Source organism: Streptomyces cylindrosporus, from assembly GCF_022698165.1.
Classification (GTDB): Bacteria; Actinomycetota; Actinomycetes; order Streptomycetales; family Streptomycetaceae; genus Streptomyces; species Streptomyces cylindrosporus.
In genome coordinates, this window is the sequence record NZ_JALDAY010000015.1 from 1 (window position 1) to 15,667 (window position 15,667).

Annotated in this window: 14 protein-coding genes; 9 read left to right on the plus strand and 5 right to left on the minus strand. The window is 70.6% G+C overall.

Annotation, left to right across the window (positions count from 1 at the left end; genetic code table 11):
- From MQP27_RS40320 to MQP27_RS40335, 4 genes are all read right to left on the minus strand, one after another.
- A partial coding sequence (locus MQP27_RS40320; RefSeq protein ID WP_242774914.1) for a response regulator occupies positions 1 to 548 on the minus strand: 548 nt, incomplete at its 3' end.
- Complete coding sequence (locus MQP27_RS40325; RefSeq protein WP_242774917.1) at positions 545 to 1,732, minus strand: sensor histidine kinase; 1,188 nt, start codon at positions 1,730 to 1,732, stop codon at positions 545 to 547. The genes MQP27_RS40325 and MQP27_RS40320, both read right to left, overlap by 4 nt.
- Positions 1,729 to 2,574 (minus strand): ABC transporter permease, encoded by an 846-nt coding sequence (locus MQP27_RS40330; protein ID WP_242774920.1) that lies wholly within the window; start codon positions 2,572 to 2,574, stop codon positions 1,729 to 1,731. The genes MQP27_RS40325 and MQP27_RS40330 overlap by 4 nt, the downstream gene beginning before the upstream one ends.
- Positions 2,571 to 3,437 carry an ABC transporter ATP-binding protein gene (locus tag MQP27_RS40335; RefSeq protein WP_242774923.1) on the minus strand — a complete coding sequence of 289 codons (867 nt, stop codon included), beginning with the start codon at positions 3,435 to 3,437 and terminating at the stop codon, positions 2,571 to 2,573. Before MQP27_RS40335 ends, MQP27_RS40330 begins: the two co-directional genes overlap by 4 nt.
- Positions 3,438 to 3,582: 145 nt before the next feature.
- Here MQP27_RS40335 and MQP27_RS40340 point away from each other — a divergent pair, with 145 nt between their 5' ends.
- The 3 genes from MQP27_RS40340 (at position 3,583) to rpsD (ending at position 6,568) form a co-directional block, all read left to right on the plus strand.
- Positions 3,583 to 4,245: a vitamin K epoxide reductase family protein gene (locus MQP27_RS40340; protein WP_242774926.1), complete on the plus strand. Its 663-nt coding sequence runs from the start codon at positions 3,583 to 3,585 to the stop codon at positions 4,243 to 4,245.
- 56 nt (positions 4,246 to 4,301) lie between these two features.
- The gene (locus tag MQP27_RS40345) at positions 4,302 to 5,657 is read left to right on the plus strand and encodes a replication-associated recombination protein A (RefSeq protein WP_242774928.1); all 1,356 of its coding nucleotides are present in this window, start codon (positions 4,302 to 4,304) and stop codon (positions 5,655 to 5,657) included.
- Between the two features lie 296 nt (positions 5,658 to 5,953).
- On the plus strand, positions 5,954 to 6,568 hold the full coding sequence (rpsD, locus tag MQP27_RS40350) for a 30S ribosomal protein S4 (RefSeq protein ID WP_242774931.1): 615 nt from the start codon (positions 5,954 to 5,956) through the stop codon (positions 6,566 to 6,568).
- Between the two features lie 27 nt (positions 6,569 to 6,595).
- On the opposite strand, the gene MQP27_RS40355 is transcribed toward rpsD, so the two are convergent.
- Positions 6,596 to 8,752, minus strand: a complete 2,157-nt coding sequence (locus tag MQP27_RS40355; protein ID WP_242774933.1) for an ATP-binding protein — start codon at positions 8,750 to 8,752, stop codon at positions 6,596 to 6,598.
- Positions 8,753 to 8,895: 143 nt separating this feature from the next.
- On the opposite strand from MQP27_RS40355, the gene MQP27_RS40360 reads away from it, so the two are divergent.
- From MQP27_RS40360 to MQP27_RS40385, 6 genes are all read left to right on the plus strand, one after another.
- Positions 8,896 to 9,360: a DUF948 domain-containing protein gene (locus MQP27_RS40360; protein ID WP_242774935.1), complete on the plus strand. Its 465-nt coding sequence runs from the start codon at positions 8,896 to 8,898 to the stop codon at positions 9,358 to 9,360.
- Positions 9,361 to 9,368: 8 nt separating this feature from the next.
- The gene (locus MQP27_RS40365; RefSeq protein WP_242774937.1) at positions 9,369 to 9,722 is read left to right on the plus strand and encodes a hypothetical protein; all 354 of its coding nucleotides are present in this window, start codon (positions 9,369 to 9,371) and stop codon (positions 9,720 to 9,722) included.
- Complete coding sequence (gene alaS, locus MQP27_RS40370; protein ID WP_242774939.1) at positions 9,722 to 12,394, plus strand: alanine--tRNA ligase; 2,673 nt, start codon at positions 9,722 to 9,724, stop codon at positions 12,392 to 12,394. Before MQP27_RS40365 ends, alaS begins: the two co-directional genes overlap by 1 nt.
- Positions 12,395 to 12,426: 32 nt before the next feature.
- Positions 12,427 to 12,891, plus strand: coding sequence for a Holliday junction resolvase RuvX (ruvX, locus tag MQP27_RS40375; RefSeq protein WP_242775534.1), 465 nt, complete (start codon positions 12,427 to 12,429; stop codon positions 12,889 to 12,891).
- Positions 12,892 to 13,014: 123 nt separating this feature from the next.
- Positions 13,015 to 14,676 carry an endolytic transglycosylase MltG gene (gene mltG, locus MQP27_RS40380; RefSeq protein WP_242774941.1) on the plus strand — a complete coding sequence of 554 codons (1,662 nt, stop codon included), beginning with the start codon at positions 13,015 to 13,017 and terminating at the stop codon, positions 14,674 to 14,676.
- A complete protein-coding gene (locus MQP27_RS40385; RefSeq protein ID WP_242774944.1) occupies positions 14,676 to 15,491 on the plus strand; it encodes a shikimate dehydrogenase in 816 nt (271 codons plus the stop codon). The genes mltG and MQP27_RS40385 overlap by 1 nt, the downstream gene beginning before the upstream one ends.
- The last annotated feature ends 176 nt before the right edge of the window (positions 15,492 to 15,667 follow it).

Here is a 15,667-nt window from a genome sequence, read left to right on the forward strand (position 1 = left end):
CGCAGCAAGTGGGTCTTCACGGTCGACTCGCCGATGAACAGCCGGCGACCGATCTCCGCGTTCGTGCAGCCCTCCGCCACCAGCCGCAGTACCGCCGTCTCCCGCTCGGAGAGCCGGGGGCGGTCCGGCTTGGTGCGCAGCTGGTCCACCAGGCGGGCCGCCACCGACGGGGCCAGTACCGTCTCGCCGCGGGCCGCGGCCCGTACCGCTTCCGCCAGTTCGGCCCGGGGCATGTCCTTGAGCAGGTAGCCGGCCGCTCCGGCCTCCACCGCGCGCAGGATGTCCCGGTCCGTCTCGTACGTGGTCAGGACGATGACCCGGCACGGCAGGCCCGCCTCGCTCATCCGCACGATCGAGTCCACGCCGCCACCGCCCGGCATGCGCAGGTCCATCAGCACGATGTCGGGCCGGAGTTCGGCCGCGAGCGCCTCCGCCTGCGGGCCGCTCGCCGCGTCCGCGAGCACTTCCAGGTCCGGCTCGGCGCTGAGTATCGCGCGCAGGCCCTCCCGTACGACGGGGTGGTCGTCGGCCAGGACGATCCGGATCACGAAGAGCTCCTCGAAGGGGATACCGGCAGGCTGACGGTCACGGTCGTGCCGTCGCCCGGCGCGCTGCGGATCCGTGCCGTGCCGCCGACCTCGGTGGCCCGCGCGCGCAGTCCGGCGAGACCGTAGCCCTCGCAGGGGGTGCCCGGGTCGAAGCCGCAGCCGTCGTCCCGTACGGAGAGGGTGAGCGTGTCGTCGGCGTACGCCAGCTCGATGCCCACCCCCGCTGAACTCCCCGCGTGCTTGCGGGCGTTGGCCAGGGCCTCCTGGCAGGAGCGCAGCGCGACGACCTCGGGTCCCGCCGGTAGCGGGCGTACCGGACCGGTCACGTCCAGGGTCGCCTTGTGGCGGGCGGCGAGGCGGCGCAGGGCGTCCGGGAGGGAGGCGCCGTCGAGGTCGGCGGGGGAGCCGCCGGCGACCAGGGCGCGGGCCTCGGCGAGGTTCTGCCGGGCCGTCTCGTCCATCAGGGCGAGATGGCGGCGGGCCTGCGGCAGGTCGTGGTCGAGCTCGGCCTCCACCGCCTGGATCAGCATCAGCAGACTGGTGAAGCCCTGCGCGAGGGTGTCGTGGATCTCGCGGGCCATGCGTTCGCGCTCGGTCGACGCACCGTGCGCGGCCGAGAGCCGGGCGATCTCGTGGCGGCTGGCGTCCAGTTCGGCGATCAACTCGGCCCGCTCCATGCTCTGTTCGATGATGCGGATGATCCAGCTGCCGATCACCACGGCGAAGACGAGGGTGACCGCGGAGAACAGGACGTTGGCGATCAGTGCCTCGGCGTCGGGCCGCCACAGCAGCGCCCAGCCCGCGACCGGCGCCAGGTTGATCACGGTGACGACCACCAGGGACCACCGCATGCGCAGCGTCATGAAGCACTGGGGGATGAGCGCGAACGCCATCAGCCGGGTCTCGCCGACCATCACGGCCGAGGGCAGGAACAGTGCGATCGCCCCGGCGAGATAGCGCAGCGCCCGCCGCTGGTCCGGCGGGTCCTCCTGGAGGAGTGGGCGCCCGACGACGGCGTACCAGGGCACCAGCGGCACCAGCAGCGCCGCCGCGGCCACCCGGACCGGCGAGTCCGGGTGCGCCGCGTTGAGCACGAAGGCAAGGGTGGCCGCCCAGGAGACCGCGAAGTACGCGTCCCAGAGCCGGATCGTGCGGTCCCAGGCATGCGCGCCGGGATCGGTCATCCCGTGCGCCGGTCCTTCCAGCGGAACGTCAGCAGACACAGCACCAATCCTCCGACGCACCACGCCCCGAGCACCAGCGCGATCCGCCCGAACTCCCAGCTCCCCGCCTGCTCCAGCACCCGCGCCGAGTCGGGCAGGAACACACCCCGCAGCCCCTGGCACAGCCACTTCAGCGGGAACAGGGCGCCGATGTCCAGCATCCAGCCGGGGATCGTGTCGATCGAGATGTACACCCCGGAGATGAACTGCAGGACCAGGAAGGGGAGTACGACGACCGAGCTCGCGCTCTTCGCCGACTTGGGCACCGAGCTGATCGCGATGCCGAGCAGCGAGCACCCGGTCAGCCCGAGGACGAAGATCCACGCGAAGTCGAACCAGCGGGACGCGTCGGTCGGCAGGTCGACGCCGTAGAACCCGGTCCCGACCAGCAGCAGGATCGCCGTCTCCACGATCCCGGTGAACAGAACCAGCCAGATCTTGCCCAGGAAGTACGCGGCCGGCGGCATCGGGGTGCCGCGCAGCCGGCGCAGCACCTTCTCGTCGCGTTCCACGGCGATCGAGATGCCGAGCGACTGGAAGCTCGTCGACATGATGCCGGAGGCCATCATCGCGGGGACGTACAGCTGCGAGGCGGTGACCCCGCTGCCGTGCACGTCGTCGTGGAAGATCGAGGCGAACAGGAACAGGAAGACGACCGGGAAGGAGAAGGTGAAGACCACCTGGTCGCGCTGGCGGAAGAACTGCTTGATCTCCAGGAGGCCGCGCTGGAATCCCAGCCCCCACGCCCCGGGCAGCCGCTCCGCGGGCGCCTGGGTCCGGGTCGGTACGGCGGTCGTGGTCATCGCGCGTCCTCCTGTCCGGTCAGCCGGAGGTACACGTCCTCCAGGGTGGGGCGGGTCACCAGCAGCCCCGGGATCTCGCCGTCGAAGCGGCCCGTCAGCTCCGCGACCGTCCTGGTCGGGGTGTCCGTGTGCTCCTCGCGCGGGCTGCCGTCGGCCTCGGTCCAGCGGACGGTCGCCCCGGTGCCGTACCGCTCCCGCAGCGCGCCCGGCTCGCCCTCCGCGACGACCCGCCCCTTGGCGACGACCGCGAGCCGGTCGGCGAGCGCCTCCGCCTCCTCCAGGTAGTGCGTGGTCAGCACGATGGTCGTGCCCTCGTCGGAGAGCAGCCGGATCAGGTCCCAGAACTGCCGCCTGGCCGCGGGGTCGAAGCCGGTCGTCGGCTCGTCCAGGAGCAGCAGCTCGGGATCGCCGATCACCCCCAGGGCCACGTCGAGACGGCGCCGCTGGCCGCCCGACAGACCCTTGACACGGCTGTCGGCCTTGGCCTCCAGACCCACCAGGCCGATGACCTCCTCCGGGTCGCGCGGCCTCGGGTAGTAGCGCGCGAAATGCCGCACGGTCTCGCGGACCGTCAACTCGGCGGGCGCCGATTCGTCCTGCCAGACGATTCCCACACGGGACCTCCACGCGCGCGTGCCGGTCGCCGGATCGGAGCCGAGCACCGACACCTCGCCGCCGTCCCGGTCCCGGTTGCCCTGGAGGATCTCCACCGTGGTGCTCTTGCCCGCGCCATTGGGTCCGAGCAGGCCGAACACCTCTCCCCGGCGGATGCCGAGATCGATGCCGTCCACCGCGGTCACGTCCCCGTACTGCTTGCGCAGCCCCCGTACGTCCACCGCGAGTTCGTTCGCGTGTGCTGTCATGCGCCGAGCCTCGTCCGGAACCGAACGCTCGGGGACGACCGTGCGTACTTCCTTATGTCCACCGAACGGTGGACAGCGGCCCCTGTACGGCACAATGGCCCCTGCCCGAAGAAGGTCCAACTCTCAAGCAGACGGAATCGGCGTGATGAGCAAGACGACAGTCAAGGACGTCTCCACCGAGCCCGAGCCCCCCGAGGAGCGCGCGCCCGACGGGCCCCGGACGGTGGGCGGCAGCCGGGCGTTCGCGCTGCTGCTGATCATCACCGGCGCGGCCGGCCTGCTCGCGGCGTGGGTCATCACGATCGACAAGTTCAAGCTGCTCGAGGCGAAGGTCGAGGGCAAGACCTTCACGCCCGGCTGCAGCCTCAACCCGGTCGTCTCCTGCGGCAGCGTCATGGAGTCCAAGCAGGCCGCCGCCTTCGGCTTCCCGAACCCGATGCTCGGCCTGGTCGCCTACGGCATCGTCATCTGCGTCGGCATGAGCCTGCTGGCCCGCGCCCGCTTCCCGCGCTGGTACTGGCTCACCTTCAACTTCGGCACGCTCTTCGGTGTCGCCTTCTGCACCTGGCTGCAGTTCCAGTCCCTGTACCGGATCAACGCGCTGTGCCTGTGGTGCTCGCTGGCCTGGGTCGCGACGATCACCATGTTCTGGTACGTCACCTCGTTCAACATCCGCAACGACCTCCTGCCGGCCCCGCGCTGGCTGAAGAGCTTCTTCGGCGAGTTCACCTGGGTCGTGCCGGTTCTGCACATCGGCATCATCGGCATGCTGGTGCTCACGCGCTGGTGGGACTTCTGGACCAGCTGACCCGGTCTTCTCCAGGGCCCGGAGGGATTGTCAGTGCGGTGATTTAGGGTTTCAGCGTGGAGCCCGACCTGTTCACCGCCGCCGCAGAAGAACGCCAGGAGAAGGACCCGACCGGGAGTCCCCTGGCGGTGCGGATGCGCCCGCGCACCCTCGACGAGGTGGTGGGCCAGCAGCACCTGCTCAAGCCCGGCTCGCCCCTGCGCCGCCTGGTCGGCGAGGGCGCGGGCGGACCGGCGGGACCGTCCTCGGTGATCCTGTGGGGCCCGCCCGGCACCGGCAAGACGACCCTCGCCTACGTCGTCTCCAAGGCCACCAACAAGCGCTTCGTCGAGCTGTCGGCGATCACCGCGGGCGTCAAGGAGGTCCGCGCGGTCATCGACGGCGCCCGCCGTGCCACCGGGGGATACGGCAAGGAGACCGTCCTCTTCCTCGACGAGATCCACCGCTTCAGCAAGGCCCAGCAGGACTCCCTGCTCCCCGCGGTCGAGAACCGCTGGGTGACCCTCATCGCGGCGACCACCGAGAACCCGTACTTCTCGGTGATCTCCCCGCTGCTGTCCCGCTCTCTGCTCCTCACCCTCGAACCCCTCACCGACGACGACGTCCGCGGCCTCCTCAAGCGCGCGCTGAGCGACGAGCGCGGCCTGAAGGACGCCGTCGCCCTGCCCGAGGACACCGAGGACCACCTCCTGCGCATCGCCGGCGGCGACGCCCGCCGCGCCCTGACCGCTCTGGAGGCCGCCGCCGGGGCCGCCCTCGACAAGGGCGAGACGGAGATCTCCCTCACCACCCTGGAGGAGGTCGTCGACCGGGCCGCGGTGAAGTACGACCGCGACGGCGACCAGCACTACGACGTCGCCAGCGCCCTCATCAAGTCCATCAGGGGCTCCGACGTCGACGCCGCCCTGCACTACCTGGCCCGCATGATCGAGGCCGGCGAGGACCCCCGCTTCATCGCCCGCCGCCTGATGATCTCCGCGAGCGAGGACATCGGCCTGGCCGACCCGAACGCCCTGCCGATCGCGGTCGCCGCCGCCCAGGCCGTCGCCATGATCGGCTTCCCCGAGGCCGCCCTCACCCTCAGCCACGCCACCATCGCCCTCGCCCTGGCCCCGAAGTCGAACGCCGCGACCACGGCGATCGGCGCCGCCCTGGAGGACGTACGCAAGGGAATGGCCGGACAGGTGCCCCCGCATCTGCGGGACGGCCACTACAAGGGCGCCGCCAAGCTCGGGCACGCGCAGGGGTACGTGTATCCGCACGACCTGCCCGAGGGGATCGCCGAGCAGCAGTACGCGCCGGACGCCCTCAAGGACCGCGAGTACTACACGCCGACCCGGCACGGCGCGGAGGCGCGGTACGCGGACGCCGTCGAGTGGACCAGGAAGCACCTCGGTCGGAAGCGGTCCTGAGCACCCTGTAGAATCCCTCGAAGTGCTGTGTCCCGTGCTGTCAGAACGGGACGGCCGGCCGGAACCCCCAGCGGGTTCCAGGAGCGTCGCGCACCGTTCGATTGGTGTCGCGGGCAGCCCACCACCACTCGTCGTACGACGGGACCGGTCGGTGGGCCACTCGCGTGCTGCACGTATGTGCCCAGACCAGGGAGCGGCTGCCCACCAGGTCCGTCAAAAGGACCCGGCGGGTTTCCCCGGCTGCGGATGCGACCTCCCTCAACCCTGACAAGCCGAAAACAAGGAAACGAGAAACAGTGGCGAATCAGTCCCGCCCCAAGGTCAAGAAGTCGCGTGCCCTCGGCATCGCGCTGACCCCCAAGGCCGTCAAGTACTTCGAGGCCCGCCCCTACCCGCCGGGTGAGCACGGCCGTGGCCGCAAGCAGAACTCGGACTACAAGGTCCGTCTGCTGGAGAAGCAGCGTCTGCGCGCGCAGTACGACATCTCCGAGCGCCAGCTGGTCCGCGCCTACGAGCGTGCCTCCAAGGTGCAGGGCAAGACCGGTGAGGCCCTGATCGTGGAGCTCGAGCGCCGTCTCGACGCCCTGGTCCTGCGTTCGGGCATCGCCCGCACCATCTACCAGGCCCGTCAGATGGTCGTTCACGGCCACATCGAGGTCAACGGCCAGAAGGTCGACAAGCCCTCGTTCCGCGTCCGTCCCGACGACGTCGTGATGGTCCGCGAGCGCAGCCGCCAGAAGCCGCTGTTCGAGATCGCCCGCGAGGGTGGCTTCGCGGCCGACGGTGAGACCCCCCGCTACCTGCAGGTGAACCTCAAGGCCCTGGCGTTCCGCCTGGACCGCGAGCCGAACCGCAAGGAAGTCCCGGTCATCTGCGACGAGCAGCTCGTCGTCGAGTACTACGCCCGCTGATCTCCCTCAGCAGGCGGTAGCACCACCTCAGCCCGCCGTCTCCCCGCCCTTGTGGGCACGGGAGGCGGCGGGTTGCTGCTTTTCCACCGCCGTCGCCGTCGTGTGCCGCACCGGCCCGCGTGGCGTCGGCAGCGCGTCCAGCGGCCGCTCCAGCGCCCGGGACACCGCCGCCTCCCGCACCAGCCGCGCACCTTCCCGTACGCACTCCTCGTACCGCTCGTCGCCCAGCCGCTCCCGGGCCGTCGCCTCGCACAGCTCGTGCGGGGCGTTGTAGTACGCCGAGCCGAACAGCGGCAGCCCCACCGACGGCCACATCCGCCCCGCCGCGCCCTGCAGCACCGCGGCCTCCGCGGCGTCGCCCTCCACCACCGTGACCAGGGCCAGCAGCTCCACCGCCAGCACCGAGCCCAGCAGGTCGTGGAAGGCGTGCGCGCTGCCCAGGCAGTCGGTCAGCAGGGTCCGCGCCCTGGCCGGGTCGCCCTCGGCCCAGGCGGCGTAGGCCAGGACGTACAGCGCGTACGAGCGGGTCCAGCGCTCGCCGTGGTCCTCGCAGACCCGGCGCACGTCCTCGCACATCCGCACCGCGCCCGGCAGATCGCCCTGGAAGGCCCGCGCCATCGCCAGCTCGACCTGCCCCATCAGGACGTTGCTGTTGAGCTCGCCGATCTCCTGGTAGCGGTCGAGGGCCGAGCGCAGCAGCGTTTCCGCACGCGGCATGTCGTCCGTGACCAGGGCCAGACAGCCGGTGCGGTGCTCCGCGTACGCCACCGCCGTCGGGTCGGCCGAGCGCTCCGCCTCCTCGCGGCACTCGGCGAGCGCGGCCAGCGCCGGCACGGTGTCGCCCTGCAGGATCGCGACGTAACCGAGCACCCACAGCGCCTTCAGCCGGGACTGCTCGTGGCCCGAGTCCAGCTGCACCACCTGCTCCAGCCAGTGCCGTCCCTCCGACAGCCGTCCGCAGCCCGCCCAGTAGAACCACAGCGAGCCCGCCAGGTACTGGCCCAGATGCGCCTCGCCGGGTTCGCTCAGGCAGTGTTCGAGCGCGCACCGCAGGTTCGGCAGCTCCGCCTCCACCCGCGCGGCCACCTCCGCCTGGCGCGGCGAGAACCAGTCCAGCTCGCACCAGGTCGCCAGGCCCAGGTACCAGTCCCGGTGCCGCCGCCGCAGCCGCGCCGCGTCCCCCGTCGCCTCCAGCCACTCGGCGCCGTACGCCCGGACCGTGTCGAGCATGCGGTAGCGCGTGCCCAAGGGCGTCTCCTCGCGGGCGACCACCGACTGCGCGAGCAGTTCGCCGAGCACGTCGAGGACGTCGTCGGCGTCCAGCCCCTGCCCGCTGCACACGTACTCCACGGCCTCCAGCTCGAACGGCCCGGCGAACACCGAAAGCCGCGACCAGAGCAACCGCTCGCGCGGGGTGCACAGTTCATGGCTCCAGCCGATCGCCGTACGCAGCGTCTGATGGCGGGGGAGCACGTCCCGGCCGCCGCCGGTCAGCAGCCGGAACCGGTCGTCGAGCCGCTCCAGCAACTGCCCCGGCGACAGCGCCCGCAGCCGCCCCGCCGCCAGCTCGACGGCGAGGGGGATCCCGTCGAGGCGCCGGCACAGCTCCCGTACCTCCGGACCCTCGTCCGGCACCGGCCCGTGCTGCGCCGTCCGCTCCCGCAGCAGCTCGACCGCCTCCTGTTCGCCCAGCGGCGCCAGCGGGAACACCCGCTCGCCCGCCACGCCCAGCGGCCGGCGCCCCACCGCGAGCACCCGCAGCCCGGGCACCTCGCGCAGCAGCTCGGCCACCAGCCCGGCACACGCGTCCACCAGATGCTCGAACCCGTCGAGAACCAGCAGGAGTTGCCGTTCGGCGAGATGCGCGAGCAGCGTCTCGCGCGGCAGCCGGGTCGTGTGGTCCTTCAGACCGAGAGCCTCTACGACGGCGTAGTCGACGAACTCCGCGTCGCGCACCGGCGCCAGCTCCACCCGCCACACCCCGCCGGGCGGTGCGCACCGCCCGGCCGCCCGGGCCGCCAGCCGTGACTTGCCGACCCCGCCCGGCCCGGTGACGGTCACCAGCCGCGCGGCGTCGAGCACCCGTGCCAGCCCGGCCAGTTCGGCCGTACGTCCGACGAAGGCGTTGAGCTCCAGGGGCAGATTGCCGTCGGCAGGGCCGCTGCTGCGCTGATGATCCCGCATGGAATACGGAGCGTACTGAACCGTATTCAGTCCGTACAATCGCTTCGCGCAACTCGGCCGTGCGCGGACGGGAATGCGGTACGGAGCGCCGCGCCCGGCGCGATAGGCTCACGTCGTCTATTCACAGGTGTTCATGAGAGCGGGTGCACGCGGTGTCCGGTGGCGAGGTGGCCGGGATGCTGGTGGCCGTCTTCTGGGCGATCCTGGTCTCCTTCCTCGCCGTCGCGCTGGCGAGGGTGGCCCAGACGCTCAAGGCGACCACCAAGCTGGTGGCGGACGTGACCGACCAGGCCGTCCCGCTGCTGGCCGACGCCTCCGCGGCGGTGCGCTCCGCGCAGACGCAGATCGACCGGGTGGACGCGATCGCGACGGACGTCCAGGAGGTCACGTCGAACGCGTCGGCCCTGTCGACCACCGTCGCCTCCACCTTCGGCGGCCCCCTGGTCAAGGTCGCGGCCTTCGGCTACGGCGTCCGCCGGGCCCTGGGCGCCCGCCGGGAGGACGTGCCCGCCAAGGAGTCCCGGCGTACCGTGATCGTGGGCCGGACGGTCCCGGCGTCGCGGCGGGAGAAGCGCAAGTATCGCGAGAACCGCGGGAAGAGGGACTGAGCCGACCGATGTTCCGCCGTACGTTCTGGTTCACCACGGGTGTCGCCGCCGGTGTGTGGGCCACCACCAAGGTCAACCGCAAGCTGAAGCAGCTGACGCCGGAGAACCTCGCCGTCACCGCCGCCAACAAGGCCATCGACGCCGGTCACCGGCTCAAGGACAGAGCGGTCGGCTTCGCGCTGGACGTCCGCGACAACATGGCCCAGCGGGAGGACGAGCTCGGAGAGGCCCTCGGCATCAACGCGGCCCCCGAACTCCCCGCACCCCGGCGGTTCGCCGCCATCGAGAACCGCAACAGCCCGAAGTACGTCGAGGGCTCGACGTACCAGACGTACTCGTACAACCGGAATGAGGACCACTGATGGAGTCGGCCGAGATTCGCCGCCGCTGGCTGAGCTTCTTCGAGGAGCGCGGGCACACCGTCGTCCCTTCGGCGTCGCTCATCGCGGACGACCCGACTCTGCTCCTGGTCCCCGCCGGCATGGTGCCCTTCAAGCCGTACTTCCTGGGTGAGGTCAAGCCGCCCTTCGCCCGCGCCACCAGCGTCCAGAAGTGCGTGCGCACCCCGGACATCGAAGAGGTCGGCAAGACCACCCGGCACGGCACCTTCTTCCAGATGTGCGGCAACTTCTCCTTCGGCGACTACTTCAAGGAAGGCGCCATCAAGTACGCCTGGGAGCTGCTCACCACGCCCCAGGACAAGGGCGGTTACGGCCTGGAGCCCGACCGCCTCTGGATCACCGTCTACAAGGACGACGACGAGGCCGAGCGCATCTGGCACGAGGTCGTCGGCGTGCCGAAGGAGCGCATCCAGCGCCTCGGCATGAAGGACAACTACTGGTCCATGGGCGTCCCCGGCCCCTGCGGCCCGTGTTCCGAGATCAACTACGACCGCGGCCCCGAGTTCGGCGTCGAGGGCGGCCCCGCCGTCAACGACGAGCGGTACGTGGAGATCTGGAACCTCGTCTTCATGCAGTACGAGCGCGGCGAGGGCATCGGCAAGGACAACTTCGAGATCCTCGGCGAGCTGCCGAGCAAGAACATCGACACGGGCCTCGGCCTGGAGCGTCTCGCCATGATTCTGCAGGGCGTGCAGAACATGTACGAGATCGACACCTCCATGGCCGTCATCAAGAAGGCCACCGAGCTGACCGGCGTCCACTACGGCGACGCCCACGCCTCGGACGTCTCCCTCCGCGTCGTGACCGACCACATGCGCACCTCGGTGATGCTCATCGGCGACGGCGTGACCCCCGGCAACGAGGGCCGCGGTTACGTCCTGCGCCGCATCATGCGCCGCGCCATCCGCAACATGCGCCTCCTCGGCGCCACCGGCCCGGTCGTCCTGGACCTCATCGACACCGTGATCGCGATGATGGGCCAGCAGTACCCGGAGCTGGTCACCGACCGCGAGCGCATCGAGAAGGTCGCCGTCGCCGAGGAGAACGCCTTCCTCAAGACGCTGAAGGCCGGCACCAACATCCTCGACACCGCCGTCACCGAGACCAAGGAGTCCGGCGGCACGGTCCTCGCCGGCGACAAGGCGTTCCTGCTCCACGACACCTGGGGCTTCCCGATCGACCTCACCCTGGAGATGGCCGCCGAGCAGGGCCTCTCCGTGGACGAGGAGGGCTTCCGCCGCCTGATGAAGGAGCAGCGGGAGCGCGCCAAGGCCGACGCCCAGGCCAAGAAGACCGGCCACGCCGGCGCCGGCGCCTACCGCGAGATCGCGGACAAGGTCGGCGAGACCGACTTCATCGGATATTCCGACACCGAGGGCGAGTCCACCGTCGTCGGCATCCTCGTCGACGGCGCCTCCTCGCCGGCCGCCACCGAGGGCGACGAGGTCGAGATCGTCCTCGACCGCACCCCGTTCTACGCCGAGGGCGGCGGCCAGATCGGCGACACCGGCAAGATCAAGGTCGACTCCGGTGCCGTCATCGAGGTCCGCGACTGCCAGAAGCCGGTCCCGGGCGTCTACGTCCACAAGGGCGTCGTCCAGGTCGGCGAGGTGACGGTCGGAGCCAAGGCCGTCGCCTCCATCGACGCTCGGCGGCGCAAGGCGATCGCCCGCGCCCACTCGGCCACCCACCTCACCCACCAGGCGCTGCGCGACGCGCTCGGCCCGACGGCCGCCCAGGCCGGTTCCGAGAACCAGCCGGGCCGCTTCCGCTTCGACTTCGGATCTCCGTCCGCCGTCCCGACGGCCGTGATGAGCGACGTCGAGCAGAAGATCAACGAGGTCCTCGCCCGCGACCTCGACGTCCGCGCCGACATCATGGGCATCGACGAGGCCAAGAAGCAGGGCGCCATCGCCGAGTTCGGCGAGAAGTACGGCGAGCGGGTCCGGGTGGTGACCATCGGCGACTTCTCCAAGGAGCTGTGCGGCGGCACGCACGTCCACAACACCGCCCAGCTGGGCCTGGTGAAGCTGCTCGGCGAGTCGTCGATCGGCTCGGGTGTGCGCCGTATCGAGGCTCTCGTCGGTGTGGACGCCTACAACTTCCTCGCCCGCGAGCACACGGTCGTCAACCAGCTGACCGAGCTGCTCAAGGGCCGCCCGGAGGAGCTGCCGGAGAAGGTCTCCTCGATGCTCGGCAAGCTGAAGGACGCCGAGAAGGAGATCGAGAAGTTCCGCGCCGAGAAGGTGCTGCAGGCCGCCGCCGGACTCGCCGAGTCCGCCAAGGACGTCCGCGGCATCGCCGTCGTCACCGGCCGGGTCCCGGACGGTACGACCCCCGACGACCTGCGCAAGCTGGTCCTCGACGTGCGCGGCCGCATCCAGGGCGGACGCGCCGCGGTCGTGGCCCTGTTCACGGTCAACAACGGCAAGCCCCTCACGGTCATCGCCACCAACGAGCCCGCCCGCGAGCGCGGTCTCAAGGCCGGTGACCTGGTCCGCACCGCCGCCAAGACCCTCGGCGGCGGCGGTGGCGGCAAGCCGGACGTCGCCCAGGGCGGCGGCCAGAACCCGGCCGTGATCGGCGAGGCCGTCGACGCGGTCGAGCGCCTCGTGGCGGACACGGCCAAGTGACCGCCGAGGGCCAGACCGGGGAGGGCCGGTCCATGCGCCGGGGCCGCCGACTCGCCATCGACGTCGGCGACGCCCGGATCGGGGTCGCCTCCTGCGACCCCGACGGGATCCTCGCCACACCGGTCGAGACGGTCCCCGGCCGGGACGTCCCCCAGGCCCACCGCCGGCTGCGCCAGCTGGTCGAGGAGTACGAGCCGATCGAGGTCGTCGTCGGACTCCCTCGCTCCCTCAAGGGGGGCGAGGGCCCGGCCGCGGTAAAGGTTCGGGCCTTCGCGCAGGAGCTGGCCAAGGGCATCAAACCGATCCCCGTCCGACTGGTCGACGAACGGATGACCACGGTGACGGCCACTCAGGGACTGCGCGCCTCGGGCGTGAAGGCCAAGAAGGGCCGCTCGGTCATCGACCAGGCAGCCGCTGTGATCATCCTGCAGCAGGCCCTGGAATCCGAACGGGTGTCAGGTAAAGCACCCGGCGAGGGCGTCGAAGTGGTCATCTGATCGCGATACGGTAACGTTCCGCGCGATGTGGCGGCGTTCGAACAGGCGCCGCACAGAAAGAGGCGGAACGATGGCGGGCCCGAAAAGGCCGCGTGATCACCGCCTCGCGGCTCTAGGGGTTTGATGACTGAGTATGGCCGGGGCCAAGGCTCCGAACCGTGGCATCCGGAGGACCCGTACTACGGGGACGACGGATGGGGAGGACAGCAGGCCAATGGCCAGCAGTCCCCCTACGGCGGCCAGCCGCAGCACTATCCAGAGCAGCCGCAGCAGCAGTACGGCGGCTGGAACGACGGCCAACAGGCCGGATACGGTCAGGCGCAGCAGTACCAGCAGCAGTACCAGGAGTACGACCAGCAGTACTACGCGGGTCAGGGCCAGCAGCAGTCGTACGACCAGCAGGCCTGGGGCCAGGGCACGCATACGCATGTCCAGTACACGGACCCCCAGGACCCGTACGCCCAGCAGGCCGCCGCCTACGGGGGCGGTGACGACTACTACGGCACCCCGGACGCCTACCCGCCGCCCGAGCCGCCGAGCCGCAGGCAGGCCGAGCCCGAACCGCCGCAGACCGACTGGGACCCGGGCCCCGACCAGGGCGAACGCGCCTTCTTCGCGGGCGGCGACGCCGATGCCGACGAGGAGGACGAGGACGACGACCCGCGCGCCGGCCGCAAGGCCCGCGGCGGCAAGAAACCCAAGAAGAAGAGCCGCAACGGCTGCGCCTGCCTCGTCCTCGTCCTGGTCTTCGGCGGCGGCATCGGCGGCGTCGGCTATTTCGGCTGGCAGTTCTACCAAAATCGTTTCGGCCCGGCCCCGGACTACGCGGGCGACGGCAATGGGACGCAGGTCACCGTGACGATCCCCAAGGGCGCCGGCGGCTATGTGATCGGGCAGAAGCTCAAGGAGGCGGGCGTCGTCGAGAGCGTCGACGCGTTCGTGTCGGCTCAGCAGTCGAACCCCAAGGGCAAGACGATCCAGGACGGCGTCTACACGCTGGAGAAACAGATGTCGGCCGCGAGCGCGGTCGAACTGATGCTCAGCCCGAAGAGCCGCAGCAACCTGATCTTCGCCGAGGGCATGCGCAACTCGAAGATCTACGAGGTGATCGACACTCGCCTCGGCGTGGCGGCAGGCACCACGGCCAAGGTCGCGAAGAACGACTACAAGAAGCTCGGCCTGCCCTCCTGGGCACTGAACCACGCGAACCTCAAGGATCCGCTGGAAGGGTTCCTCTACCCCTCCAGCTATGCGGTCACCAAGGGGCAGAAGCCCGAGACCGTCCTCAAGGAGATGGTCACCCGGGCCAACGACAAGTACGAGGAACTGGGCCTGACGAAGAAGGCCAAGAGCCTCGGGCTCGACAACCCCTGGCAGCTGCTCACCGTGGCGAGCCTGGTGCAGGCCGAGGGTGTCAGCCACGACGACTTCCGCAAGATGGCCGAGGTCGTCTACAACCGCCTCAAGCCCGGCAACCCCGAGACCTACGGCTCGCTCGAGTTCGACTCGACGTACAACTACATCAAGAACCAGAGCAAGATCGACCTGAGCATCTCCGAGCTGCGGAAGTACAACAACCCGTACAACACGTACTACGTCAAGGGCCTGCCTCCCGGTCCCATCGACAACCCCGGTGAGGACGCGATCAAGGGCGCGCTCGACCCCACGCACGACGGCTGGTACTACTTCATCTCGCTGGACGGCAAGACCAGCAAGTTCACGAAGACCCTCGCCGAGCACAACAAGCTCGTCGAGGAGTTCAACGCGTCGAGGAACAGCAACTGATGTCAGCAACCCGCCGGGCGGCCGTGCTCGGCTCGCCCATCACCCACTCCCTGTCGCCGCGGCTGCACAACGCGGCGTACCGGGCGCTCGGCCTGGACGACTGGTCGTACGACAGGTTCGAGGTGGACGAGGCCGCGCTGCCCGGATTCCTCGGGCAGCTCGGTCCGGAGTGGGCGGGGCTGTCCCTGACCATGCCGCTGAAGCGGGCGGTCATTCCGCTGCTCGACGAGATCACCGACACGGCGGCCTCCGTCGAGGCCGTCAACACCGTGGTCTTCCGGCCCGACGGAAGCAAGGCCGGCGACAACACCGACATACCCGGCCTGATCGCCGCGCTGCACGAGAAGGGCGTCGAGAAGACCGAGTCGGCGGCCATCCTGGGCGCCGGCGCCACCGCCTCCTCCGCCCTCGCCGCCCTCGCCCGCGTCTGCACCGGTGAGGTCACCGTGTACGTGCGCAGCGAGCGGCGCGCCGCCGAGATGCGGCACTGGGGGGAGCGGCTGGGGGTCCGGGTCCGTCCGGCGGACTGGGCCGACGCGGTACGGGCCTTCGAGGCACCCCTGGTGATCTCGACGACGCCCGCGGGGGGCACCGACGAGCTGGCCGAGCGGCTTCCCGCCCAGGTCGGCACCCTGTTCGACGTCCTGTACGACCCGTGGCCCACGCCCCTCGCCGCGGCCTGGGCACAGCGGTGCGGGCCGGTCCTCAGCGGCCTCGATCTGCTGCTGCACCAGGCCGTGCTGCAGTTCCACCAGTTCACGGGCGACCCGCGCTCCCCACTGGCGGCGATGCGGGCGGCCGCGGGACTCGGCTGATCCGCGCACCGGGCCCGCTCCACCTCTCCTCGCCCCGCGCACGTCCGCCCGGGCCCCCGTGCCGGGCGTCCATCACCTGTCCGTCTGCCGGACTCGGACCTGAGCCGACATCCGGACGTGGGAGGATCGGAGGTGGCGGGCCAGGGCCGCGCACCTGGTCGAGCCGCCGCCGTACG

What these genes read in the sequence shown, in the direction of transcription:
- MQP27_RS40330 (WP_242774920.1), bottom strand. Translation starts at nt 2,574, where the DNA reads ATGACCACGACCGCCGTACCGACCCGGACCCAGGCGCCCGCGGAGCGG.
- alaS (WP_242774939.1), top strand. Translation starts at nt 9,722, where the DNA reads ATGGAGTCGGCCGAGATTCGCCGCCGCTGGCTGAGCTTCTTCGAGGAG.
- MQP27_RS40325 (WP_242774917.1), bottom strand. Translation starts at nt 1,732, where the DNA reads ATGACCGATCCCGGCGCGCATGCCTGGGACCGCACGATCCGGCTCTGG.
- MQP27_RS40385 (WP_242774944.1), top strand. Translation starts at nt 14,676, where the DNA reads ATGTCAGCAACCCGCCGGGCGGCCGTGCTCGGCTCGCCCATCACCCAC.
- ruvX (WP_242775534.1), top strand. Translation starts at nt 12,427, where the DNA reads ATGCGCCGGGGCCGCCGACTCGCCATCGACGTCGGCGACGCCCGGATC.
- MQP27_RS40355 (WP_242774933.1), bottom strand. Translation starts at nt 8,752, where the DNA reads ATGCGGGATCATCAGCGCAGCAGCGGCCCTGCCGACGGCAATCTGCCC.
- mltG (WP_242774941.1), top strand. Translation starts at nt 13,015, where the DNA reads ATGACTGAGTATGGCCGGGGCCAAGGCTCCGAACCGTGGCATCCGGAG.
- MQP27_RS40365 (WP_242774937.1), top strand. Translation starts at nt 9,369, where the DNA reads ATGTTCCGCCGTACGTTCTGGTTCACCACGGGTGTCGCCGCCGGTGTG.
- MQP27_RS40335 (WP_242774923.1), bottom strand. Translation starts at nt 3,437, where the DNA reads ATGACAGCACACGCGAACGAACTCGCGGTGGACGTACGGGGGCTGCGC.
- MQP27_RS40340 (WP_242774926.1), top strand. Translation starts at nt 3,583, where the DNA reads ATGAGCAAGACGACAGTCAAGGACGTCTCCACCGAGCCCGAGCCCCCC.